The 17,472-nt window shown below is 71.2% G+C and carries 17 protein-coding genes; 8 read left to right on the top strand and 9 right to left on the bottom strand.

Going from position 1 to position 17,472, the window contains the following annotated elements:
- Positions 1-128 precede the first annotated feature (128 nt).
- The 4 genes from ACWD5F_RS17460 (at position 129) to ACWD5F_RS17445 (ending at position 4,727) form a co-directional block, all read left to right on the top strand.
- Complete coding sequence (locus tag ACWD5F_RS17460; protein WP_401719181.1) at positions 129-1,412, top strand: aspartate kinase; 1,284 nt, start codon at positions 129-131, stop codon at positions 1,410-1,412.
- Positions 1,412-2,470 carry an aspartate-semialdehyde dehydrogenase gene (locus ACWD5F_RS17455; protein WP_451255202.1) on the top strand — a complete coding sequence of 353 codons (1,059 nt, stop codon included), beginning with the start codon at positions 1,412-1,414 and terminating at the stop codon, positions 2,468-2,470. The genes ACWD5F_RS17460 and ACWD5F_RS17455 overlap by 1 nt, the downstream gene beginning before the upstream one ends.
- A gap of 401 nt (positions 2,471-2,871) precedes the next feature.
- Entirely contained in the window at positions 2,872-3,549 is a 678-nt protein-coding gene (locus tag ACWD5F_RS17450) for a SigE family RNA polymerase sigma factor (RefSeq protein WP_401719175.1), read from the top strand.
- Positions 3,546-4,727 (top strand): hypothetical protein, encoded by a 1,182-nt coding sequence (locus tag ACWD5F_RS17445; protein WP_451255200.1) that lies wholly within the window; start codon positions 3,546-3,548, stop codon positions 4,725-4,727. Before ACWD5F_RS17450 ends, ACWD5F_RS17445 begins: the two co-directional genes overlap by 4 nt.
- Positions 4,728-4,785: 58 nt before the next feature.
- Here the strand turns inward: ACWD5F_RS17445 and ACWD5F_RS17440 are convergent, their stop codons facing one another.
- Complete coding sequence (locus tag ACWD5F_RS17440; protein WP_451255198.1) at positions 4,786-5,565, bottom strand: SURF1 family protein; 780 nt, start codon at positions 5,563-5,565, stop codon at positions 4,786-4,788.
- Positions 5,566-5,609: 44 nt separating this feature from the next.
- Positions 5,610-5,978, bottom strand: coding sequence for a nuclear transport factor 2 family protein (locus ACWD5F_RS17435; RefSeq protein ID WP_401719169.1), 369 nt, complete (start codon positions 5,976-5,978; stop codon positions 5,610-5,612).
- Positions 5,979-6,140: 162 nt separating this feature from the next.
- On the opposite strand from ACWD5F_RS17435, the gene ACWD5F_RS17430 reads away from it, so the two are divergent.
- Positions 6,141-7,964, top strand: coding sequence for a prolyl oligopeptidase family serine peptidase (locus tag ACWD5F_RS17430; RefSeq protein WP_451255196.1), 1,824 nt, complete (start codon positions 6,141-6,143; stop codon positions 7,962-7,964).
- Positions 7,965-8,067: 103 nt separating this feature from the next.
- On the opposite strand, the gene ACWD5F_RS17425 is transcribed toward ACWD5F_RS17430, so the two are convergent.
- A complete protein-coding gene (locus ACWD5F_RS17425) occupies positions 8,068-9,963 on the bottom strand; it encodes an NAD-binding protein (protein ID WP_451255962.1) in 1,896 nt (631 codons plus the stop codon).
- 170 nt (positions 9,964-10,133) lie between these two features.
- On the opposite strand from ACWD5F_RS17425, the gene ACWD5F_RS17420 reads away from it, so the two are divergent.
- From ACWD5F_RS17420 to ACWD5F_RS17410, 3 genes are all read left to right on the top strand, one after another.
- The gene (locus ACWD5F_RS17420) at positions 10,134-11,216 is read left to right on the top strand and encodes a permease (protein ID WP_451255194.1); all 1,083 of its coding nucleotides are present in this window, start codon (positions 10,134-10,136) and stop codon (positions 11,214-11,216) included.
- On the top strand, positions 11,213-12,001 hold the full coding sequence (locus ACWD5F_RS17415) for a TIGR03943 family putative permease subunit (protein WP_451255192.1): 789 nt from the start codon (positions 11,213-11,215) through the stop codon (positions 11,999-12,001). Before ACWD5F_RS17420 ends, ACWD5F_RS17415 begins: the two co-directional genes overlap by 4 nt.
- A 169-nt stretch (positions 12,002-12,170) precedes the next feature.
- On the top strand, positions 12,171-12,755 hold the full coding sequence (locus ACWD5F_RS17410; RefSeq protein WP_451255190.1) for a hypothetical protein: 585 nt from the start codon (positions 12,171-12,173) through the stop codon (positions 12,753-12,755).
- Between the two features lie 48 nt (positions 12,756-12,803).
- Here ACWD5F_RS17410 and ACWD5F_RS17405 read toward each other — a convergent pair whose 3' ends face one another.
- From ACWD5F_RS17405 to ACWD5F_RS17380, 6 genes are all read right to left on the bottom strand, one after another.
- Positions 12,804-13,553 carry a GAF domain-containing protein gene (locus tag ACWD5F_RS17405; protein WP_451255188.1) on the bottom strand — a complete coding sequence of 250 codons (750 nt, stop codon included), beginning with the start codon at positions 13,551-13,553 and terminating at the stop codon, positions 12,804-12,806.
- On the bottom strand, positions 13,550-14,305 hold the full coding sequence (locus tag ACWD5F_RS17400; protein ID WP_451255186.1) for an ANTAR domain-containing protein: 756 nt from the start codon (positions 14,303-14,305) through the stop codon (positions 13,550-13,552). The genes ACWD5F_RS17405 and ACWD5F_RS17400 overlap by 4 nt, the downstream gene beginning before the upstream one ends.
- A 39-nt stretch (positions 14,306-14,344) precedes the next feature.
- A complete protein-coding gene (locus tag ACWD5F_RS17395; protein WP_401719151.1) occupies positions 14,345-14,632 on the bottom strand; it encodes an SCO5918 family protein in 288 nt (95 codons plus the stop codon).
- A gap of 157 nt (positions 14,633-14,789) precedes the next feature.
- On the bottom strand, positions 14,790-16,310 hold the full coding sequence (locus tag ACWD5F_RS17390; protein WP_451255184.1) for a DEAD/DEAH box helicase: 1,521 nt from the start codon (positions 16,308-16,310) through the stop codon (positions 14,790-14,792).
- 329 nt (positions 16,311-16,639) lie between these two features.
- Positions 16,640-16,843, bottom strand: a complete 204-nt coding sequence (locus ACWD5F_RS17385; protein WP_055489522.1) for a cold-shock protein — start codon at positions 16,841-16,843, stop codon at positions 16,640-16,642.
- Positions 16,844-17,087: 244 nt separating this feature from the next.
- Complete coding sequence (locus ACWD5F_RS17380) at positions 17,088-17,426, bottom strand: MerR family transcriptional regulator (RefSeq protein ID WP_401719145.1); 339 nt, start codon at positions 17,424-17,426, stop codon at positions 17,088-17,090.
- Positions 17,427-17,472 lie beyond the last annotated feature (46 nt).

Here is a 17,472-nt window from a genome sequence, read left to right as displayed (position 1 = left end):
TTCCCGCACCCCCGAAGTGGGCATGCGCTGACCTGGGCGTCCGAATCTCACGATGCGATACCGCGGAAGCGAAATTCGGCTGCTCGATAGACTGAGCCGACATATACGGGACTGAGCGAGGAGCGCACGTGGGCCTTGTCGTGCAGAAGTACGGAGGCTCCTCCGTAGCCGATGCCGAGGGCATCAAGCGCGTCGCCAAGCGAATCGTGGAAGCCAAGAAGAACGGCAACCAGGTGGTTGTCGTGGTTTCCGCGATGGGCGACACGACGGACGAGCTGATCGATCTCGCCGAACAGGTATCCCCGATGCCTGCCGGGCGTGAGTTCGACATGCTGCTGACCGCCGGAGAGCGTATCTCCATGGCACTGCTGGCCATGGCGATCAAAAACCTGGGCCACGAGGCCCAGTCGTTCACCGGCAGCCAGGCAGGCGTCATCACCGACTCGGTCCACAACAAAGCCCGGATCATCGACGTCACGCCGGGCCGCATCCGCACCGCGCTCGACGAGGGCAACATCGCCATCGTCGCCGGCTTCCAGGGCGTCAGCCAGGACAAGAAGGACATCACCACGCTGGGCCGCGGTGGGTCCGACACGACCGCCGTCGCCCTCGCCGCCGCCCTCGACGCCGAGGTCTGCGAGATCTACACCGACGTCGACGGCGTGTTCACCGCCGACCCGCGCGTGGTGAAGAAGGCCCAGAAGATCGACTGGATCGCCTTCGAGGACATGCTGGAGCTCGCCGCGTCCGGCTCGAAGGTGCTGCTCCACCGGTGCGTGGAGTACGCCCGTCGCTACGACATCCCGATCCACGTCCGGTCCAGCTTCAGCGGACTGCAGGGCACCTGGGTCAGCAGCGCACCACTCAAGACACAGCAAGGGGACCAGAAGGTGGAGCAGGCCATCATCTCCGGTGTCGCGCACGACACCTCCGAGGCCAAGGTCACGGTCGTCGGCGTACCGGACAAGCCGGGTGAGGCCGCGGCGATCTTCCGCACGATCGCGGACGCCCAGATCAACATCGACATGGTCGTGCAGAACGTGTCGGCCGCGTCCACCGGGCTGACCGACATCTCCTTCACGCTGCCCAAGACCGAGGGCCGCAAGGCCATCGACGCCCTGGAGCGCAACAAGCACGGCATCGGCTTCGACTCGCTGCGCTACGACGACCAGATCGGCAAGATCTCCCTGGTCGGCGCCGGCATGAAGACCAACCCGGGCGTCACCGCGTCCTTCTTCGAGGCGCTCAGCGACGCCGGGGTGAACATCGAGCTGATCTCGACCTCCGAGATCCGTATCTCGGTCGTCACCCGCGCCGACGACGTTCCCGAGGCCGTCCGCGCCGTGCACACCGCCTTCGGGCTCGACTCCGACACCGTCGAAGCCGTCGTCTACGGAGGCACCGGACGCTGATGTCCGGAACCGGACGACCGACGCTCGCGGTCGTGGGCGCGACCGGAGCCGTCGGCACGGTCATGCTCCAGATCCTGTCCCAGCACGCGGACATCTGGGGCGAGATCCGCCTGATCGCCTCACCGCGCTCGGCCGGCCGCAAGCTGGCCGTGCGCGGTGAGCAGGTCGAGGTGGTGGCGCTCACCGAGGAGGCCTTCGACGGGGTCGACGTCGCGATGTTCGACGTACCCGACGAACTGGCCGCGCGGTGGGCGCCCGTCGCCGCCGCCAAGGGCGCGGTGGTGGTGGACAACTCGGGCGCGTTCCGGATGGACCCGGACGTGCCCCTGGTCGTCCCCGAGGTCAATCCGCACGCGGCCCGGCTGCGGCCGCGCGGGATCGTCGCCAACCCCAACTGCACGACCCTGTCGATGATCGTCGCCCTGGGCGCGCTGCACGCCGAGTTCGGGCTGCGCGAGCTGGTCGTCTCCTCGTACCAGGCCGTGAGCGGTGCGGGCCGGGAGGGCATCGACACCCTGCGCCGGCAGCTGAAGCTGGTGGCCGGCACCGAGCTGGGGACCCACCCCGGGGACGTGCGGCGGGCCGTCGGCGACGACACCGGGCCCTTCCCGGAGCCGGTCGCGCTGAACGTCGTGCCGTGGGCCGGGTCGCTGCGCGAGGACGGCTGGTCCTCGGAGGAGATGAAGGTGCGGGACGAGACCCGCAAGATCCTCGGCCTGGCCAAGCTGCCCGTCGCCGTGACCTGTGTGCGCGTCCCGGTCCTCACCACGCACTCCCTGACGGTCCACGCCCGCTTCCAGGGCGAGGTCACCGTCGACGGGGCCCGCGAGATCCTCGCCACGGCGCCCGGGGTCGTCCTCTTCGACAATCCGGCCGCGGGGGAGTTCCCGACCCCCGCCGACGTGGTGGGCACCGACCCCACGTGGGTGGGCCGGGTGCGAAGGGCGCTGGACGACCCGACGGCGCTCGAACTCTTCGTTTGCGGGGACAACCTGCGCAAGGGAGCGGCCCTCAACACCGCACAGATCGCGGAGCTGATCGCGACCGAGTTCGCCTGACCCCGGCCGGGCCGAGGGGACCGCGGCTCTTCGGCCATACCCAAAACGTCCTGGCCAGCACGGGAATCATTTGTAGGATTCACGTGAAGTGTGAGCCGATCGATGGTTCATACCACTTGAACCGGGCCTCTTCGGCGTCCGAAGATTCTCTCCCCGCTCTTCGCAACCGCGCGAAGGGCGGGGAGCGTCTTTGCGAACGCCCTTCGGGGGCGCGGGGATGCGGTACGGGGCGTGGGGACGCCCTGACTCATTCAGGACACAGGGGAAGAGCGGGTAGGCATGAGGGCGCTTGACGCACGGTCGGTTGCGCTGCCTGACACCAGACGACCGGTGGCATCACGCGAAGCAAACGTGACGCCCGGCACGTACAACCCTCCAGGGGGGAAGCGTGTCCAACTGGCGTGGCAGAGGTTCTCGATTTCTTCAGCGCGGCGCCCGGAGGCACGGCTCTACGGCCGCCCCGCGCGACCGTCAGGCCCCGTGTGCCCGGTGCGCCCGGCGGCATGCCGGTGATCGCGCCCATGCCCGCAGCGCGGCCCGCCCGCATCCCGAACCAGCGCGACGACGCCGACGAAGCGGTGGCGGCCGGCACGACCGTCGACCACCTCACCGAGACCTACCGTGCCCACTACCGCTCGCTGCTCGGGCTCGCCGCCCTGCTGCTGGACGACACGGCCTCCTGCGAGGACGTCGTCCAGGAGGCCTTCATCCGGGTGCACTCGGCCCGCAAGCGCGTGCGCGACCCCGAGAAGACGCTCGCCTATCTGCGGCAGACGGTGGTCAATCTCTCCCGCTCCGCCCTGCGCCGCCGCATCCTCGGACTCAAGCTCCTGTCCAAGCCGATGCCGGACATGGCGAGCGCCGAGGAGGGCGCCTACGACCAGCTGGAGCGCGACTCCCTCATCAAGGCGATGAAGGGGCTGCAGCGCCGCCAGCGCGAGGTCCTGGTGCTGCGCTACTTCGCGGACATGACCGAGGCCCAGGTCGCCGACTCGCTCGGCATATCGCTGGGCTCGGTCAAGGCGTACGGCTCGCGCGGCATCGCGGCCCTCCGTATCGCGATGGAGGCGCCGGCATGAGCAAGGACGCCGGCGCCGACAGGGACGCCGAAGGACCGGATTCCCATGAACGTCACGAGCCCTACGCCTGGCACGAGCCGACGGCACCGCACGACCAGAAGCACAAGCAATCGCACGCTGGGAACGGAACTGTGAACCACGACGGCCCCGAGGACCCGAGCCCGGAAGGGCTGGACTCGGACGAGCGGACACTGCGCACCCTGCTGCACCAGGCGGTGCAGACGGTCGAGCCGCGCGACGGCACGCTCGACCACCTGCGCAAGGCCGTGCCCGCCCGGCGGGCCCGCAAGCGACAGGCCGTCGTCGGCATGGCGGCCGCCGCCCTCTTCGTCGGCACCGCCGTCCCCGCCCTGCTGCACGTCTCCAACGCCACCGGCTCCGGCGTCAACCCGTCCGCCGTCGGCCAGGCCTCCCAGGCCCAGGGCGGGGCGGGCTCGGGAAAAGGCGCCGACGGAAACGAGAGCACCGCAGGGGGCACCTCGGGCAAGACCGAGGACAAGGACCCCGGCAGCACCAAGGGCGGTGACGGCGGCAAGGGCACGGGTGCCGGCACGGGTGGCACCTCGGGCGCCGACCCCTCGGCGACCACCACCACCGACGCCCCGGTCTGCACGGCCGTCCAGCTCGGCAGCCCCACCGGGACGTCCGGCGCCGCCGACGCCACGGGCGCGGTCTACGGCACCTTCAGTGTCGTCAACGTCTCCACCGCCGCGTGTACGGTCTCCGGCCCCGGCACCGTCAGCACCCTCGCCCAGGGCGCCGCGGACAGCACCAAGGTCGGCGCCGTCCGGCACGTGGCCGGTGACCCGGCGGCCGGACTGCCCGACCCGTCCACCGAGTCCACCTCGCTGGTGCTCCAGCCCGGCGCCGCCTACGAGGTGAAGTTCGCCTGGGTGCCTTCGGAGACCTGTCCCAGCACGGGGACGAGCGACGGCGGCAACACCGGCGAGCCCTCGCCCGACCCGAGCACCAGCGCCTCCTCGGGCGGCACCTCCGGCACGACGTCCGGCACCACCGACGGCACGACCACCCAGCTCCTCACCGACGGCGGCACGGCCGACGGCAGCGTCGAGGTCTCGAACACGGCGCAGTCCGGATCACCGACGGTCTCGACGGTCGTGAACAACGCGTGCGCGGGCACGGTGTACTACACGGGAGTGCTGGCGTCCGGAGCGTGACAGCGGTCGTCACACGGTGACGGGTCGAGCGGTCGTACGGTGACGGGCTCAGCGGTCGTCATACGGCGACGGGCTGCTCCTCCTCCGCCACCAGCCCCATCTCCGCGTCCCGCAGGAACTCCACCTCGCGGCGCAGCAGCCGGAACCACATGAACACCACGAACCCGGCGAAGACGAACCACTCCCCGGTGTAGCCCAGATTCTGGAACGCCTTCAGGTCCAGGCCGGTGTTCTGCGGCGCGGTCGCCGGCACGGCCGTCATCCCGGCGTCGGCCTTGTCCAGAGTGACCCAGGCGTCGTAGACCTTGTACGGCACGATGTTGATCAGGGACGCCGAACTGATCGCCCCGGTCTGCCCGGCCGGCAGTCCGCCCTGGGCGCTCACCCCGTTGTCCCCCGGCGTCTCGGACGCCTGGAGCGCACCGGTGACGGTGACCTCACCGGTGGGCGCGGCGGGCGCCTCGGCCGCGTCGGCCTTCCCCGGCAGCCAGCCCCGCACGACGGGCAGCGCCTGGCCGCCGTCGGTGCGCAGCAGCGTCAGGACGTAGTAGCCGTCCTTGCCGTCCAGTTGGCGGTCCGGGACGAGCAGCTGCTTGCCGTAGTGCCCGGTCGCGGTGGCCTGCTCGCCGGAGGTCGCCTGGTCCACGGGCAGCAACTCCCGCAGCGGGCGGGCTTTTTCGTGGGTGTCCGCCAGCTGCTCGTCCGCGGTGTGGTGGCTCTGCACACGGTCCTCGAAACGGCTCAGCTGCCAGGACCCCATGAAGATGCAGAAGGGGATGGCGAGCAGCACGAAGACGTTGATTCCCCACCAGCGGCGCGTCAGCAGAAACCGGTACACGCCTTCCACGGTACGGGGCCCCTGCGGGGGGCTCGGCCGCGGGGTCAGTACCTCTCGGAGAGGTGGTCGCGGCCGGCCGGGGGTTCGTACGGCTCGGGCCAGAACTCGGTTATGGACGTGATCTTCTCGGTGCCGGTGAAGAACGTGATCGCGTACATCTCCTCCAGTCCGACCGTGAAGTGCGCCCAGGTGACCACCTGTCCGGGCTCGGCGACGATGCGCTCGGTCCGCAGGTGCCAGTCGCCCGGGTACTCCCGGTTGAACTGCACGTACCTCTCCCGCCCCGCGATGCGCTCGCGGGTCTGCGGCAGGGTGTAGACGACGTCCTCGGCCAGGGTCTCGGCGAACGCGGTCCAGTCCCGGGCCTCGGCGGCGGCCCAGAACCTCTCGACTGTCTTGCGCAGATCGGTCATGCCGAAGAGTCTGCACCCCGCCACTGACAATCGGCCCCGACCTGCACAAACGCCCCTTCCCGGGCGGCCCGGGACGCGTGCAGGGTAAGCGGTGGGTAGAAGTTGTCCACAGCCTGCGCACCCGGCCAGTGAATTGTCTGTGAGGACGGGCAGTATGGGGCCATGACTGAGAGCAACGGGTCCGCCTCGCCGGATCAGCAGGCACAGCGCGAGGTAATGCCGGACTGGGAGAAGCGCTTCCGGGCGCCGAGGGTGTCGCTGCCCGACTGGGCGGAGGACGCCCCGGACCGCTCCCTGTTCGTGTCGAACGCGACGGGGACGTACGAGCTGTACGCCTGGGACCGCGCGAGTGGCGAGCAGCGTCAGGTCACCGACCGGCCCAACGGCACGACGGACGGCGTCCTGTCCCCGGACGGCGCCTGGATCTGGTGGTTCGACGACAAGGACGGCGACGAGTTCGGCGTCTGGCGCAGGCAGCCCTTCGGCGGCGGCAAGGACGACCCCGCCGCCCCGGGCCTGGAGCCGTCGTACCCGGCGGGCCTGGCCCTTGGCCGGGACGGCCGCACGGCGGTGGTGGGCCGCTCGACCGACGAGGACGGTACGACGATCCACCTCGCGCGCGAGGGCGAGGCCCCGGTGCAGATCTACCGCCACCGCGAGTCGGCGGGCGTCGGCGACCTCTCCCGCGACGGCACGCTGATCGCGATCGAGCACACCGAGCACGGCGACGCGATGCACTCCGCGCTGCGCGTGCTGCGCCCCGACGGCACGGCGGTCGCCGACCTCGACGACACCGAGGGCGGCACGAAGGAACTGGGCCTGGAGGTCCTCGGCTTCGCGCCGGTGGACGGCGACACCCGGCTGCTCATCGGCCATCAGCGCCGGGGCCGTTGGGAGCCGCTGGTGTGGGACGTGGCGACGGGGGAGCAGACCGACCTCGCCCTCGACCTGCCCGGTGACGTGAGCGCCGAGTGGTACCCGGACGGCACGGGCCTGCTCGTCGTGCACAGCTTCGAGGCCCGCAGCGAGCTGTTCCGCTACGACCTCGCCAGCCGTGCGCCGGAGCGGATCCCGACCCCGCCCGGCACGGTCTCCGGCGCGACGGCCCGCCCCGACGGCACGGTCGAGTACCTGTGGTCGTCGTCGGCCGAGCCGTCGGCGGTCCGCTCCACCAAGGGCGGCGTGGTCCTGGACCCGCCCGGCCTGAAGTCCCCCGGCTCGGTCCCGGTGGAGGACGTGTGGGTGGAGGGCCCGGGCGGCCGGATCCACGCCCTGGTCCAGAAGCCGGCCGGCGCGACCGGCCCGCTGCCGACGGTCTTCGACATCCACGGCGGCCCCACCTGGCACGACAGCGACTCCTTCGCGGCCGGCCCCGCGGCCTGGGTCGACCACGGATACGCGGTGGTCCGGGTCAACTACCGCGGCTCCACGGGCTACGGCCGCGCCTGGACCGACGCCCTCAAGCACCGGGTCGGCCTGATCGAGCTGGAGGACATCGAGGCGGTCCGCGAGTGGGCGGTGACCTCGGGCCTCGCGGACCCGACCCGCCTGATCCTCACGGGCGGTTCCTGGGGCGGCTACCTCACCCTCCTCGGCATCGGCACCCAGCCGGACGCCTGGACCCTGGGCATCGCAGCGGTCCCGGTCGCCGACTACGTCACGGCGTACCACGACGAGATGGAAGCCCTGAAGGCCATGGACCGCACGCTCCTGGGCGGCACCCCGGAAGAGGTCCCGGACCGCTTCGAGGCGTCCTCACCTCTGACGTACGTGGACAAGGTAAAGGCCCCGGTCTACATCTCGGCGGGCGTCAACGACCCGCGCTGCCCGATCCGCCAGATCGAGAACTACGTGAAGAGGCTGGAAGCGAGGGACGCGGCCCACGAGGTGTACCGCTACGACGCGGGCCACGGTTCCTTGGTGGTCGACGAACGAATCAAGCAGGTGCGCCTGGAGCTGGAGTTCGCAGAACGCCACCTGTCCTGACTGCGGGCAGTCGTGCCGCTGGGGCGGCACGGGTGGGCGCAGCGGCACCCGCTGAACGCGGCCAAGTGAGCCCACCCGATCCCCGCCCCGGCGCCGGCGCCGCTCAGGTCCCGGTCCGCTCCCGCCTCCGACGCCCCAGCAGCTCTGCCATGCCCCGCCGGGTAGCGGCCAGCACCACCCGATCCGAGCCCCGCAGAACATACGTATCAGGCAGATCCCACACCAACCCCGTCCCCCGAATATCCTCACGCGCCCCTTTGGCGGTGTCCAAGGCCAACACCCGCCAGGCCCCCGCCCGAAACGCCTCCGCCACAGTCCGCCCCACCAACTGAGGATGCGCCCCCACCTCGACGGCAGCGAAAAGCAGCACCCGCCGCTCCACAGGAATCGCCCCCAGAATCTGCCGCCCCATCATCGCCCCGGCAAATGCAGGCGCGGCCAGATGGGAAACACTCCGACTCCGAGTGGTCGCAAGGGGGTGCGCGGCCCGCAGCGTCCGATACACGGCGGTCGCGAAGTCGTCGTCGTACAGCCGCAGTACCACCCGCAGTTCGGGCCGCACGGACCGGGCGTACAGCGCGGCCTCGAGATTCGTCGTGTCCGCGCTGGTCACCGCGAGCAGCGCGTTGGCGCGGTGGATCTTGGCGGCCTCCAGGACGCCCTCCTGGGTGACGTCGCCGAGCACCACCGGCACCCGCAGCCGGCGCGCGACCGCCAGCCCGCGGGCCTCGGGGTCGGACTCGACGCACACCACCGGGATGTTCAGTTCGCGCAACCGGATCAGCACGCGCGTGCCGATCTTGCCGAGCCCGAGCAGCACCACGTGCCCGCCGAACCCGCGCGGCGGCTTCCGCAGCCCGGACGCGGTCCGGAAGGTGCCGAGCGCTTCGAGGACCGCGGCCAGCAGCACCGGCAGCAGCAGCAACCCGACCAGACCGGAGAGGAGTTGGAGGATCTGCCGGCCCAGCGAGGCACCGATCGCCGGATCGTCGATGGCGAAGAGATCGAGGAGCGTCAGATAGAACGCGCTGAGCGGATGCATGTCGGCCACCACCGACAGCGCCACGGCGAGCCCGACCACACACGCCACGAGCCCCGCCAGCGACCACCGCAGCCGCCGCGAGAACAGCGACGCGAACGGCGGCACGACACCCCCGCGCGCGGGCGGCAACGAGGGCCCGGAGTACGCCACTTGTTCCAGCACGACGGTCCCGCGCCCGGTCGCGGCCCGTACCGTCGCCGCGTCCGGCAGCAGCCGCGGCCCCGAGTCGCCGTCGCGTTCGGAGCCGTCGGCGGGATCGCTGCCGGCCGTGGACAGCAGGGCCAGCGTGGCCAGGCCCGGATCGGCGACCTCCCCGGGCTCCGGCGCCGGCCGCTCGACCGCGCGCAGCATCAGCCCGTCGGTCTGGACGACCTTGCTGGTGCCGGCCACGGCGGTGGCGGCCAGCGCCGGCGCGGCCGTATCGGCGTCGGACAGCACGGTCGTAGAGGCGTCGAAAGGGGAGCCGTCGCCGTCCGTCGAGCCGTCGCCGGCCGCCAACGCGGCCGCCTGGTCGAGGAGTTCCTCGATGTGCTGGCCCAACCGGCGGTTGTAGAGGCGCAGGACGAGACGGAGGCGGGGGTTGAGGCGGCGGGCGGTGAGGGCGGCGCGGATGTTGGTCTCGTCGTCGTCGTACACGAGCGCCAGTGCGGCGGCCCGTTCCACGCCCGCCTCGGCGAGCGCGGCCTCGGTCGCCTCGGCGGCCTCGACGACCCGTTCACCGCCGTTGACGGCGGTCGTGGCGGTCGCGGTCGGATCGCCGCCGCCGGCCGCCCGGTTGACGGCCGCGCTCACCACCCGGTCGAGCAGTGCCGCGGTGGTCGCCCGCGCCCTGCCGACCACGGGGGTCCGGACACCGCGCTCGGACGGTGGCACGATGAGCGTGACCTGCTCGCCGTACACCCCCCGCAGTTCGGTGGCCAGCCGGTGCGCCAGCCCGTCGTCGCCGCACACGACCATGTGTCCGGACAGGTCGCCTGTCACACCCTGCTGAGGAACGCTCGCCACGAGGGGAAAGACTGCCTTATGGGGAGAGGCGGTTCCAGAGTCAACTGAACGGCTGTTCCCTCTCCATCGTATGGATAGGGACGGAAACCAGCGCTTTCCGCACCACCGGAGGTACCTCGCCCGTGGCCATCACCGAACCAGCCCCCACCGGGGCGGACAGCCATGAGCCGGTACGGGGTGCGCCGGAGCCGGCAGCGGGAGCCGCGAAGTCGCAAGCGCCGCCGGCTGACCGGCCCGAGGCTCAGTCGCAGCCCCAGCCGCAGTCCCGTTCCTCCTTGATCCTCATCCTGCTGCTGCTCGTCCTGGTGCTGATGCAGGGCCCCATCCGCGGTGCGCTGTCCGCGCCCGTGATGCAGAGCTGGATGACGGTGTTCGTCGCCGTGCTCGTCCAGGCGCTGCCCTTCCTGGTGCTCGGCGTGCTGCTCTCGGCGGCGATCGCGGTGTTCGTACCGCCGACGTTCTTCGCCCGCGCCCTGCCGAGCCGGCCCGCCCTGGCGGTACCGGTGGCCGGGATGGCGGGCGCGGTGCTGCCGGGGTGCGAGTGTGCGTCCGTGCCGGTGGCGGGCGCGCTGGTGCGCCGGGGTGTCACCCCGGCCGCGGCGATCGCGTTCCTGCTGTCCGCGCCGGCGATCAACCCGATCGTGCTGACCGCCACGGCCGTCGCTTTCCCGCGCAATCCCGAGATGGTCCTCGCCCGCTTCGTCGGCAGCCTGCTGGTGGCCTGCTCGATGGGCTGGCTCTGGCAGCGCCTGGGCCGCACGGACTGGCTGCGCATGCCGCACCGTTCGCACTACGAGGGCCAGAGCAAGGGCGCCGCGTTCTGGGGGTCGGTCCGGCACGACGTGATGCACGCGGGCGGCTTCCTGGTCGTCGGCGCGATGGCCGCGGCGACGCTGAAGGCGGTGGCCCCGGCGAGCTGGCTGCGCACGGCGGCGGACAACCCGGTGGTCGCGATCCTCGCCCTGTCCCTGCTCGCCGTACTGCTGTCGATCTGCTCGGAGGCGGACGCGTTCGTGGCGGCCTCGCTGACCCAGTTCTCGCTCACGGCCAAGCTGGCGTTCCTGATCGTGGGCCCGATGATCGACCTGAAGCTGTTCGCCATGCAGGCGGGCACGTTCGGCCGGGGCTTCGCCCTGCGCTTCGGGCCCGCCACCTTCGCCGTCGCCATCGTGGGCGCGGTCCTGACCGGGGCGGTGCTGCTGTGAACCGGCAGGCACAGGCGGCGGTCCTCTTCCTCACCGGCGCGGCACTGCTGCACGCCGGGTTCACCGATCTGTACCTGCGATACGTCAAGGCGGGCCTCCAGCCGCTGTTGCTGCTGGCGGGCGTGGTGCTGATCGCGGCGGCGCTGGCGACGGTCTGGTACGAGTGGCGGGGGCGGAAGCAGGGGGAGGGGGCGGGGGAAGCCGATGCGCACGACCATGGCCCCGACCTGGATCGCGACCCCGCCGCGGAGCAAGAGGCTGAGCCCGAGCACACCCACCGCGAACCCCGTATCTCCTGGCTCCTCGTCCTCCCCCTCCTCGCCCTGATCCTGGTCGCCCCGCCGGCGCTCGGCTCGTACAGCGCGATGCGCACGGGGACGGCGCTCCAACAGCCGTACGGCTACGACAAGTTGCCCGCGGCCGGACCACTCCACCTCTCCGTGGTCGACTACGCGAGCCGTGCCGTCTACCAGCACGGCCGCACCCTCGACGGCCGCCAGATCAAGGTCACCGGCTTCGTCGCCCTGGACAAGGCCGGGACGCCGTACCTGGTCCGGATGGCCCTCAACTGCTGTGCGGCGGACGCCCAGCCGGTGAAGATCGGCCTGACCGGCAAGGTCCCCCCGGTCCTCCAGCCCGACAAGTGGCTCGAGGTGACCGGTACGTACACCACCCGCGAGGTCAAGGACCCGGTGAACAACGGCCCCATCCCGTTCCTCCAAGTCAGCTCGGCGACACCGGTGCCGACGCCGGCGGATCCGTACGACGAGACATGGAACAACTGAGGCGCGGCCTCTCCCGATGAGGCGCGGTTGATCCCGAGGGCGGTCCGTGGGGCCCGGAGTATCGTGAAAGAACCGAGGGTTCCTCGTGTGCCGGCCTTCACGCCCGTGCCGTTCTCGGCGATCGACGAGACCAGGTCGGCTGCGACGGCGCCGGGAACAGGTCCGCCTCATGACACAGAACGCGCTCCGGCCGCCCCGGGAACATCCCGGCGCCCGGGCCAGGCCCCGCCAGCAGTGCCCCTCGCCCTGGGAGGCGGAGCGGCTGCGCCCGTTGTCCCGGTGCCAGGTCATGGACCGGCTGCCGGAACTGGGCGAGATGTACGCGGCCAACTCCGGCGCCGAGCCCTGGCGGTGGGATGACCTGCGCCTCGCCTTCCTGGACCGGCTGGCCGACGACATGCGCCGCCCCGGCTTCTCCCTGCTGGTCGCGGAGAACTCGACGATGACGACGGCGTGCGCCTACGGATTCCCGCTGCGCGCAGGGCTGTTCGCGATCCGCGAGATCGTCGTACGCCCCCAGGTGCGCCGGCAGTCCACGGACCGCGACTGGAACCTGGCCCGGCGGCTGCAACGGCGGCTGCTCGGCGAGCATGCGGACGCCACCGGCGTCACCCTGGTCGCCCGTTTCGACGTACCGACGCTGGCCGCCCTGCGGGCCTGGGGCTGGCGGGACGTGCCGGCCGGCGAGCGCTGGACCCCGTCGGCCGATCCGCGCCGGGTCCTGCTCCTCGACCCGGGGCCGTCACCCTCGTAACCCGCACGCTCGTAACCCGCACGCTCGTGGCCCGCCCACTCGGGACCGTCAGTCGACCCCGTCGGGGGCCGGGATGGTGGACGTGTCGAACGTGCCGTCGACGATGTGCCGGGCGAAGTCGGTCAGCCGCAGGTGATGGGCGCGGGCGTAGGAGCGGAACGCGGCGAAGGCGTCGTCGACCGAGGTGCCCCAGCGCTCGGCCAGCACGCCCTTGACCTGTTCCACCAGGATCCGGCTGGTCAGCGCGGAGTTCAACTGGGTGTTCTCCACATAGGACTTCTCCAGCGTGCGCTGCTGGAGGATCGTGATGGTGGCCACGTCCGCGAGCGCCTGGGCGAGGGAGATCTCGGCGTCGTCGAGCCGGTGCGCGGAGGTCTGGAAGAGGTTCAGGGCGCCCACCACCCGGTCGCGCAGCCGCAGCGGGATGGCGTGCGTGGCGACGAACCCGAGTTCGCGGGCCCGCGGGGTGAAGCGGGGCCAGGCGGCGGCCGCCTCGGGGCGCCGGAGGTCGATGTTCGTACGGGCCGAACCGGTGTGGAAGCACTCCACACAGGGCCCCTGGTCGTGCTGGAGGGTGAGCAGCTCCAGCAGTCGGGTGTGTTCGTCGGAGGCGGCGATGACCTGCAGTTCACCGTGTGGGTCGGCGAGCAGGATGCCCGCCGCGGAGACCTCCAGGAGCTCCACGCAGCGCGTGGACAGCCGCTGGAGCAGGTCGAGGACGTCGAAGTCGTCGATGAGTGAGTCCGCGATCTCGACGAACACCTCCGCGAGGCGCTGTTCCCGCGTCATGCCGATCATCCCTCTCCAGCGACGGGCGCGTAGGTCCCGCTTCCATCGTCGTCGAATCGCAGCCTTCGGGCCACGACGTCTTCCGCCACGTCGCCGACCAGGCGCTCACTGCCGTAGGCGAAGGCGCGCAGCCGCACCAGGGCCTCGGCCAGGGGGATGTCGAGCTGGACGCTGATCATGCCGGTCGCCTGGTGCACCACGGCCCGGTGCAGCCCGTCGGCCGGCCACGGCAGTCCTTCGTCGCCGTTGCCGTCGCGGCGGTCGGCCGGTCGCCGTCCGTCCAGCAGGGCCGCGGTCAGGGCGGCGGCCAGCGTGTTCGCGTCCGCGAGCTGCCCGTCGTCCAGACTGCTCCGCCCGTCCCACAGCAGGGTGAACATGCCCAGCCGTACGGCACCCAGGCCGAGCGGGAAGCAGCAGACCCCGTCGACGCCGAGCTGTCGGGCGGCCGGCAGCAGCGTGGGCCAGCGGTCCGGGCGCACCCGGTCGAGATCCGGTTCCAGTACGGCGAGACCGGCGCGGTCGGCGTCGGGGCCGGGGCCCTCGCCGAGCGTGAACTGCAGTTCCTCGAACCGCAGGCTCGACTCGGGGTACCACCAGAGCGGTTCCGGCGCGCGGCCGCCGTTCGGGGTCGCGGCCGGCAGCGGGAAGACGGAGATCACGACGCCCGTGACGCCCAGCGCCCGGGCGGTGGTCCGCGCGGGATCGGCACCGCTGCCGGCGCGCAGCGACCGCAGCGCCTCGGCCATCCCGTCGCGGGTCACCGGTCTCCGTTCCGCCGGGGGCTCAGCACCCCCGGTCCTTCACCAGCCGAGCGATTCCTGGTCGGGGGCAACGGTACGGGTCGGGGCGGGCTGCGGGGCCTCGTGGCACACGAAACCGAGCCGGGTGAGCGCGCGGCGCATCTCGCCGGTGGTGAAGTCGCGGCGGTTCTGCCGGGTGATCACTTCGCCGACCTGGAGGACGGGGTAGACCTTCGTGCCGATGGTGACGGAGACACCGGTGACGGTTTCGGGCGTGATGCCGTCCATCGACTGCTCGACCTCGTTCTTGCGCAGGTCGAAGGGGAATCGGGCGATGACACAGCGCATGAATGCCTCCAACAGAAAGGGGAGTTGAACCGAGGGGAAGGCAGGGGAAGAGAGCGGAGTACAGCGGCGGACGGTGACACGGAGGAGCGGTCAGGACGCGCGGGTGGCGTCCTGACCGCGGGGAGCGAACCCCTGTGCCTGGACCTGTGCGGTGGTACTAGCGGGGGTTGCGGGTCGGGGTACGGCGCCCGCGGGAGCCGCCGGCCCGTCCGCCCCGGCCACGACCGGGTGCGCCGGATCGGTCACGTCGCTCCGCGGCCGGCGCGGGCGCCGTCACGACGACGGGTACGCCGGAGGGGGTGCGGGCGCCGGTGATGCGCTGGAGCTCGGGCTCGCCGGGGCTGACCCGGGTGCTGGTGGCCGGAGTGATCCCGGCGTCCTGCATCAGCCGGTCCATCGAACGCCGCTGGTGCGGCAGCACCAGGGTGACGACGGTGCCGGACTCGCCGGCGCGGGCGGTACGGCCGCCGCGGTGCAGGTAGTCCTTGTGGTCGCCCGGCGGGTCGACGTTCACGACCAGGTCGAGGTTGTCGACGTGGATACCGCGCGCGGCGACGTTGGTGGCGACCAGGGCGGTGAGGTGACCGTCCTTGAACTGGGCGAGCGTCCGGTTGCGCTGCGACTGGGACTTGCCGCCGTGCAGCGCCGAGGCCCGTACACCGACGGACAGCAGGTGCTTGGTCAGCTTGTCCACCGCGTGCTTGGTGTCCAGGAAGAGGATCACGCGCCCGTCGCGGGCGGCGATCTCGGTCGCCGTGGAGTGCTTCTCGGTGTCCCGCACGTGCAGCAGGTGGTGCTCCATCGTGGCGACACCACCCGCGGTCGGGTCGACCGAGTGCACGACCGGGTCGCTCAGGTAGCGGCGGACCAGGAGGTCGATGTTGCGGTCCAGGGTCGCCGAGAACAGCAGGCGCTGGCCGCCGGGACGGACCTGGTCGAGCAGCGCGGTGACCTGCGGCATGAAGCCCATGTCGGCCATCTGGTCGGCCTCGTCCAGGACCGTGATGCCGACCTGGTCGAGCCGGCAGTCGCCGCGCTCGATGAGGTCCTTGAGCCGGCCGGGGGTGGCCACGACGACTTCGGCGCCGCCGCGCAGGCTGCTGGCCTGGCGGCCGATGGACATGCCGCCCACCACGGTGGTGGTCCGCAGCCGCAGGGCGCGGGCGTAGGGGGCGAGCGCGTCGGTGACCTGCTGGGCCAGTTCGCGGGTGGGGACCAGGACGAGGGCGAGCGGCTGCCGGGGCTGTGCCCGCTTGCCGTTGAGCCGGGCCAGCAGCGCCAGCCCGAAGGCGAGCGTCTTGCCGGAGCCGGTGCGGCCGCGGCCCAGGACGTCCCGGCCGGCCAGCGCGTTGGGCAGCGTGGCGGCCTGGATCGGGAAGGGCACGGTGACGCCTTCGGCGCCGAGCGCGGCCAACAGGCCCTCCGGCATGTCGAGTTGGTCGAACGACTCGACGGCCGGGAGCGGTGCGGTGACGGTGGTGGGGAGTGCGAACTCCTGCTGCGGGCCGGCCGAGCGCGGGCCCTGGCCGTTCTTTCCGGCGCCGGCCGGACGCGAGGTCCGGCGGGGCTCGTGGGTACGGAAGCGGCTGCCGTGTGCGGAGCCGGATCCTCCCGTGGACTTCCTGTCCGTGCGGACGCGGCCCGAACTGGCGCTGCTGCTGCGACGGTCGCGGTTCATGGTGGAACCCTCCTCGATACGGCACGTATCGAGGAATTCCGTCCAGCGGCGAATAGCCGCATGAGGATTCACAAGAATGAGCCGTGAAAATAGCGAAAGCCGCGCCTGGCGGTTTGTGAACCGGAGTCGACCGGGGGTCGACCGGCGGATGAAACCGAGGCGGTCCCTCATGCGGGAATCAGCGTGAACTGGCTGGAACGTGAACTGGCTTGGAGCAGCAGGTAACGGCCGGAGTCAGCTGAGAGCGGCTGGGAACATGCGAAAAGTGAACGAGCTGAGGCCCGCACCCCATAGAGTGCGGGCCCCAGCTACTGTCATGCGTCAAGCAATCAGGCGGGAACGATGTTCTCGGCCTGGGGGCCCTTCTGGCCCTGCGTGACGTCGAAAGTAACCTTCTGGCCTTCCTGAAGCTCGCGGAAGCCGGAGGCGGCGATGTTCGAGTAGTGGGCGAAGACGTCAGCGCCGCCGCCGTCCTGCTCGATGAAGCCGAAGCCCTTTTCCGCGTTGAACCACTTCACGGTGCCAGATGCCATATTGAATCTCCCTTGGGGGGCAGTGCCGGGACCTGCACTTTGCCGATCCCGAGTCGCCGCGATGATCACCCCTCCGGAAAGATCCGGAAAGCTCTGCAAAGAAACTGGCTGTGAAACAAGTCTCTGGTAACCAAAACTGCAACTGGTATCACGCTAACACAGGTCGGCCGGAAACCCCATGTTGATCTGGAGTTCGATCACGAATTCTGACCCGGCCGAACACCCGGTTTCTGTACCCGCCGCACTAGATATCCGCGCCGCGCTCCGCCAGCAGCTTGCGCATTTCGTCGTTCAGCCGGAGGGCGTCCTCCAACTGGTCCTCCAGTGACACGATGCGGCACGCGGCCTCGATGGGAGTGCCCTGGTCGACGAGCTCGCGGGCCCGGGCGGCGACCCGCAACTGCCGCCGCGAGTACCGCCGGTGACCGCCCTCCGAACGCAGCGGTGTGATCAGCTCGGCCTCGCCGACGGCCCGCAGGAAGGCCGGGGTGATGCCGAGAACGTCGGCGGCCCGACCCATGGTGTAGGCCGGGTAGTCGTCATCGTCGAGATTGCCGGTGACGGGATCGATCTCAGCGGGCATGGCACCTTCGTTTCGGGGCGAGGCGGACGGCCCGGCCGGGTCCACG

It is taken from the genome of Streptomyces sp. NPDC002499 (genome assembly GCF_053595415.1).
Note: the sequence above shows the minus strand (reverse complement) of the source record. Positions and strands in the feature narration are given on the sequence as shown.

Excerpts from the sequence above, each read along its gene's own strand:
- ACWD5F_RS17455 (WP_451255202.1), top strand. The coding sequence starts at position 1,412 with ATGTCCGGAACCGGACGACCGACGCTCGCGGTCGTGGGCGCGACCGGA.
- ACWD5F_RS17445 (WP_451255200.1), top strand. The coding sequence starts at position 3,546 with ATGAGCAAGGACGCCGGCGCCGACAGGGACGCCGAAGGACCGGATTCC.
- ACWD5F_RS17435 (WP_401719169.1), bottom strand. The coding sequence starts at position 5,978 with ATGACCGATCTGCGCAAGACAGTCGAGAGGTTCTGGGCCGCCGCCGAG.
- ACWD5F_RS17430 (WP_451255196.1), top strand. The coding sequence starts at position 6,141 with ATGACTGAGAGCAACGGGTCCGCCTCGCCGGATCAGCAGGCACAGCGC.
- ACWD5F_RS17425 (WP_451255962.1), bottom strand. The coding sequence starts at position 9,963 with ATGGTCGTGTGCGGCGACGACGGGCTGGCGCACCGGCTGGCCACCGAA.
- ACWD5F_RS17410 (WP_451255190.1), top strand. The coding sequence starts at position 12,171 with ATGACACAGAACGCGCTCCGGCCGCCCCGGGAACATCCCGGCGCCCGG.
- ACWD5F_RS17405 (WP_451255188.1), bottom strand. The coding sequence starts at position 13,553 with ATGATCGGCATGACGCGGGAACAGCGCCTCGCGGAGGTGTTCGTCGAG.
- ACWD5F_RS17395 (WP_401719151.1), bottom strand. The coding sequence starts at position 14,632 with ATGCGCTGTGTCATCGCCCGATTCCCCTTCGACCTGCGCAAGAACGAG.
- ACWD5F_RS17390 (WP_451255184.1), bottom strand. The coding sequence starts at position 16,310 with ATGAACCGCGACCGTCGCAGCAGCAGCGCCAGTTCGGGCCGCGTCCGC.
- ACWD5F_RS17385 (WP_055489522.1), bottom strand. The coding sequence starts at position 16,843 with ATGGCATCTGGCACCGTGAAGTGGTTCAACGCGGAAAAGGGCTTCGGC.
- ACWD5F_RS17380 (WP_401719145.1), bottom strand. The coding sequence starts at position 17,426 with ATGCCCGCTGAGATCGATCCCGTCACCGGCAATCTCGACGATGACGAC.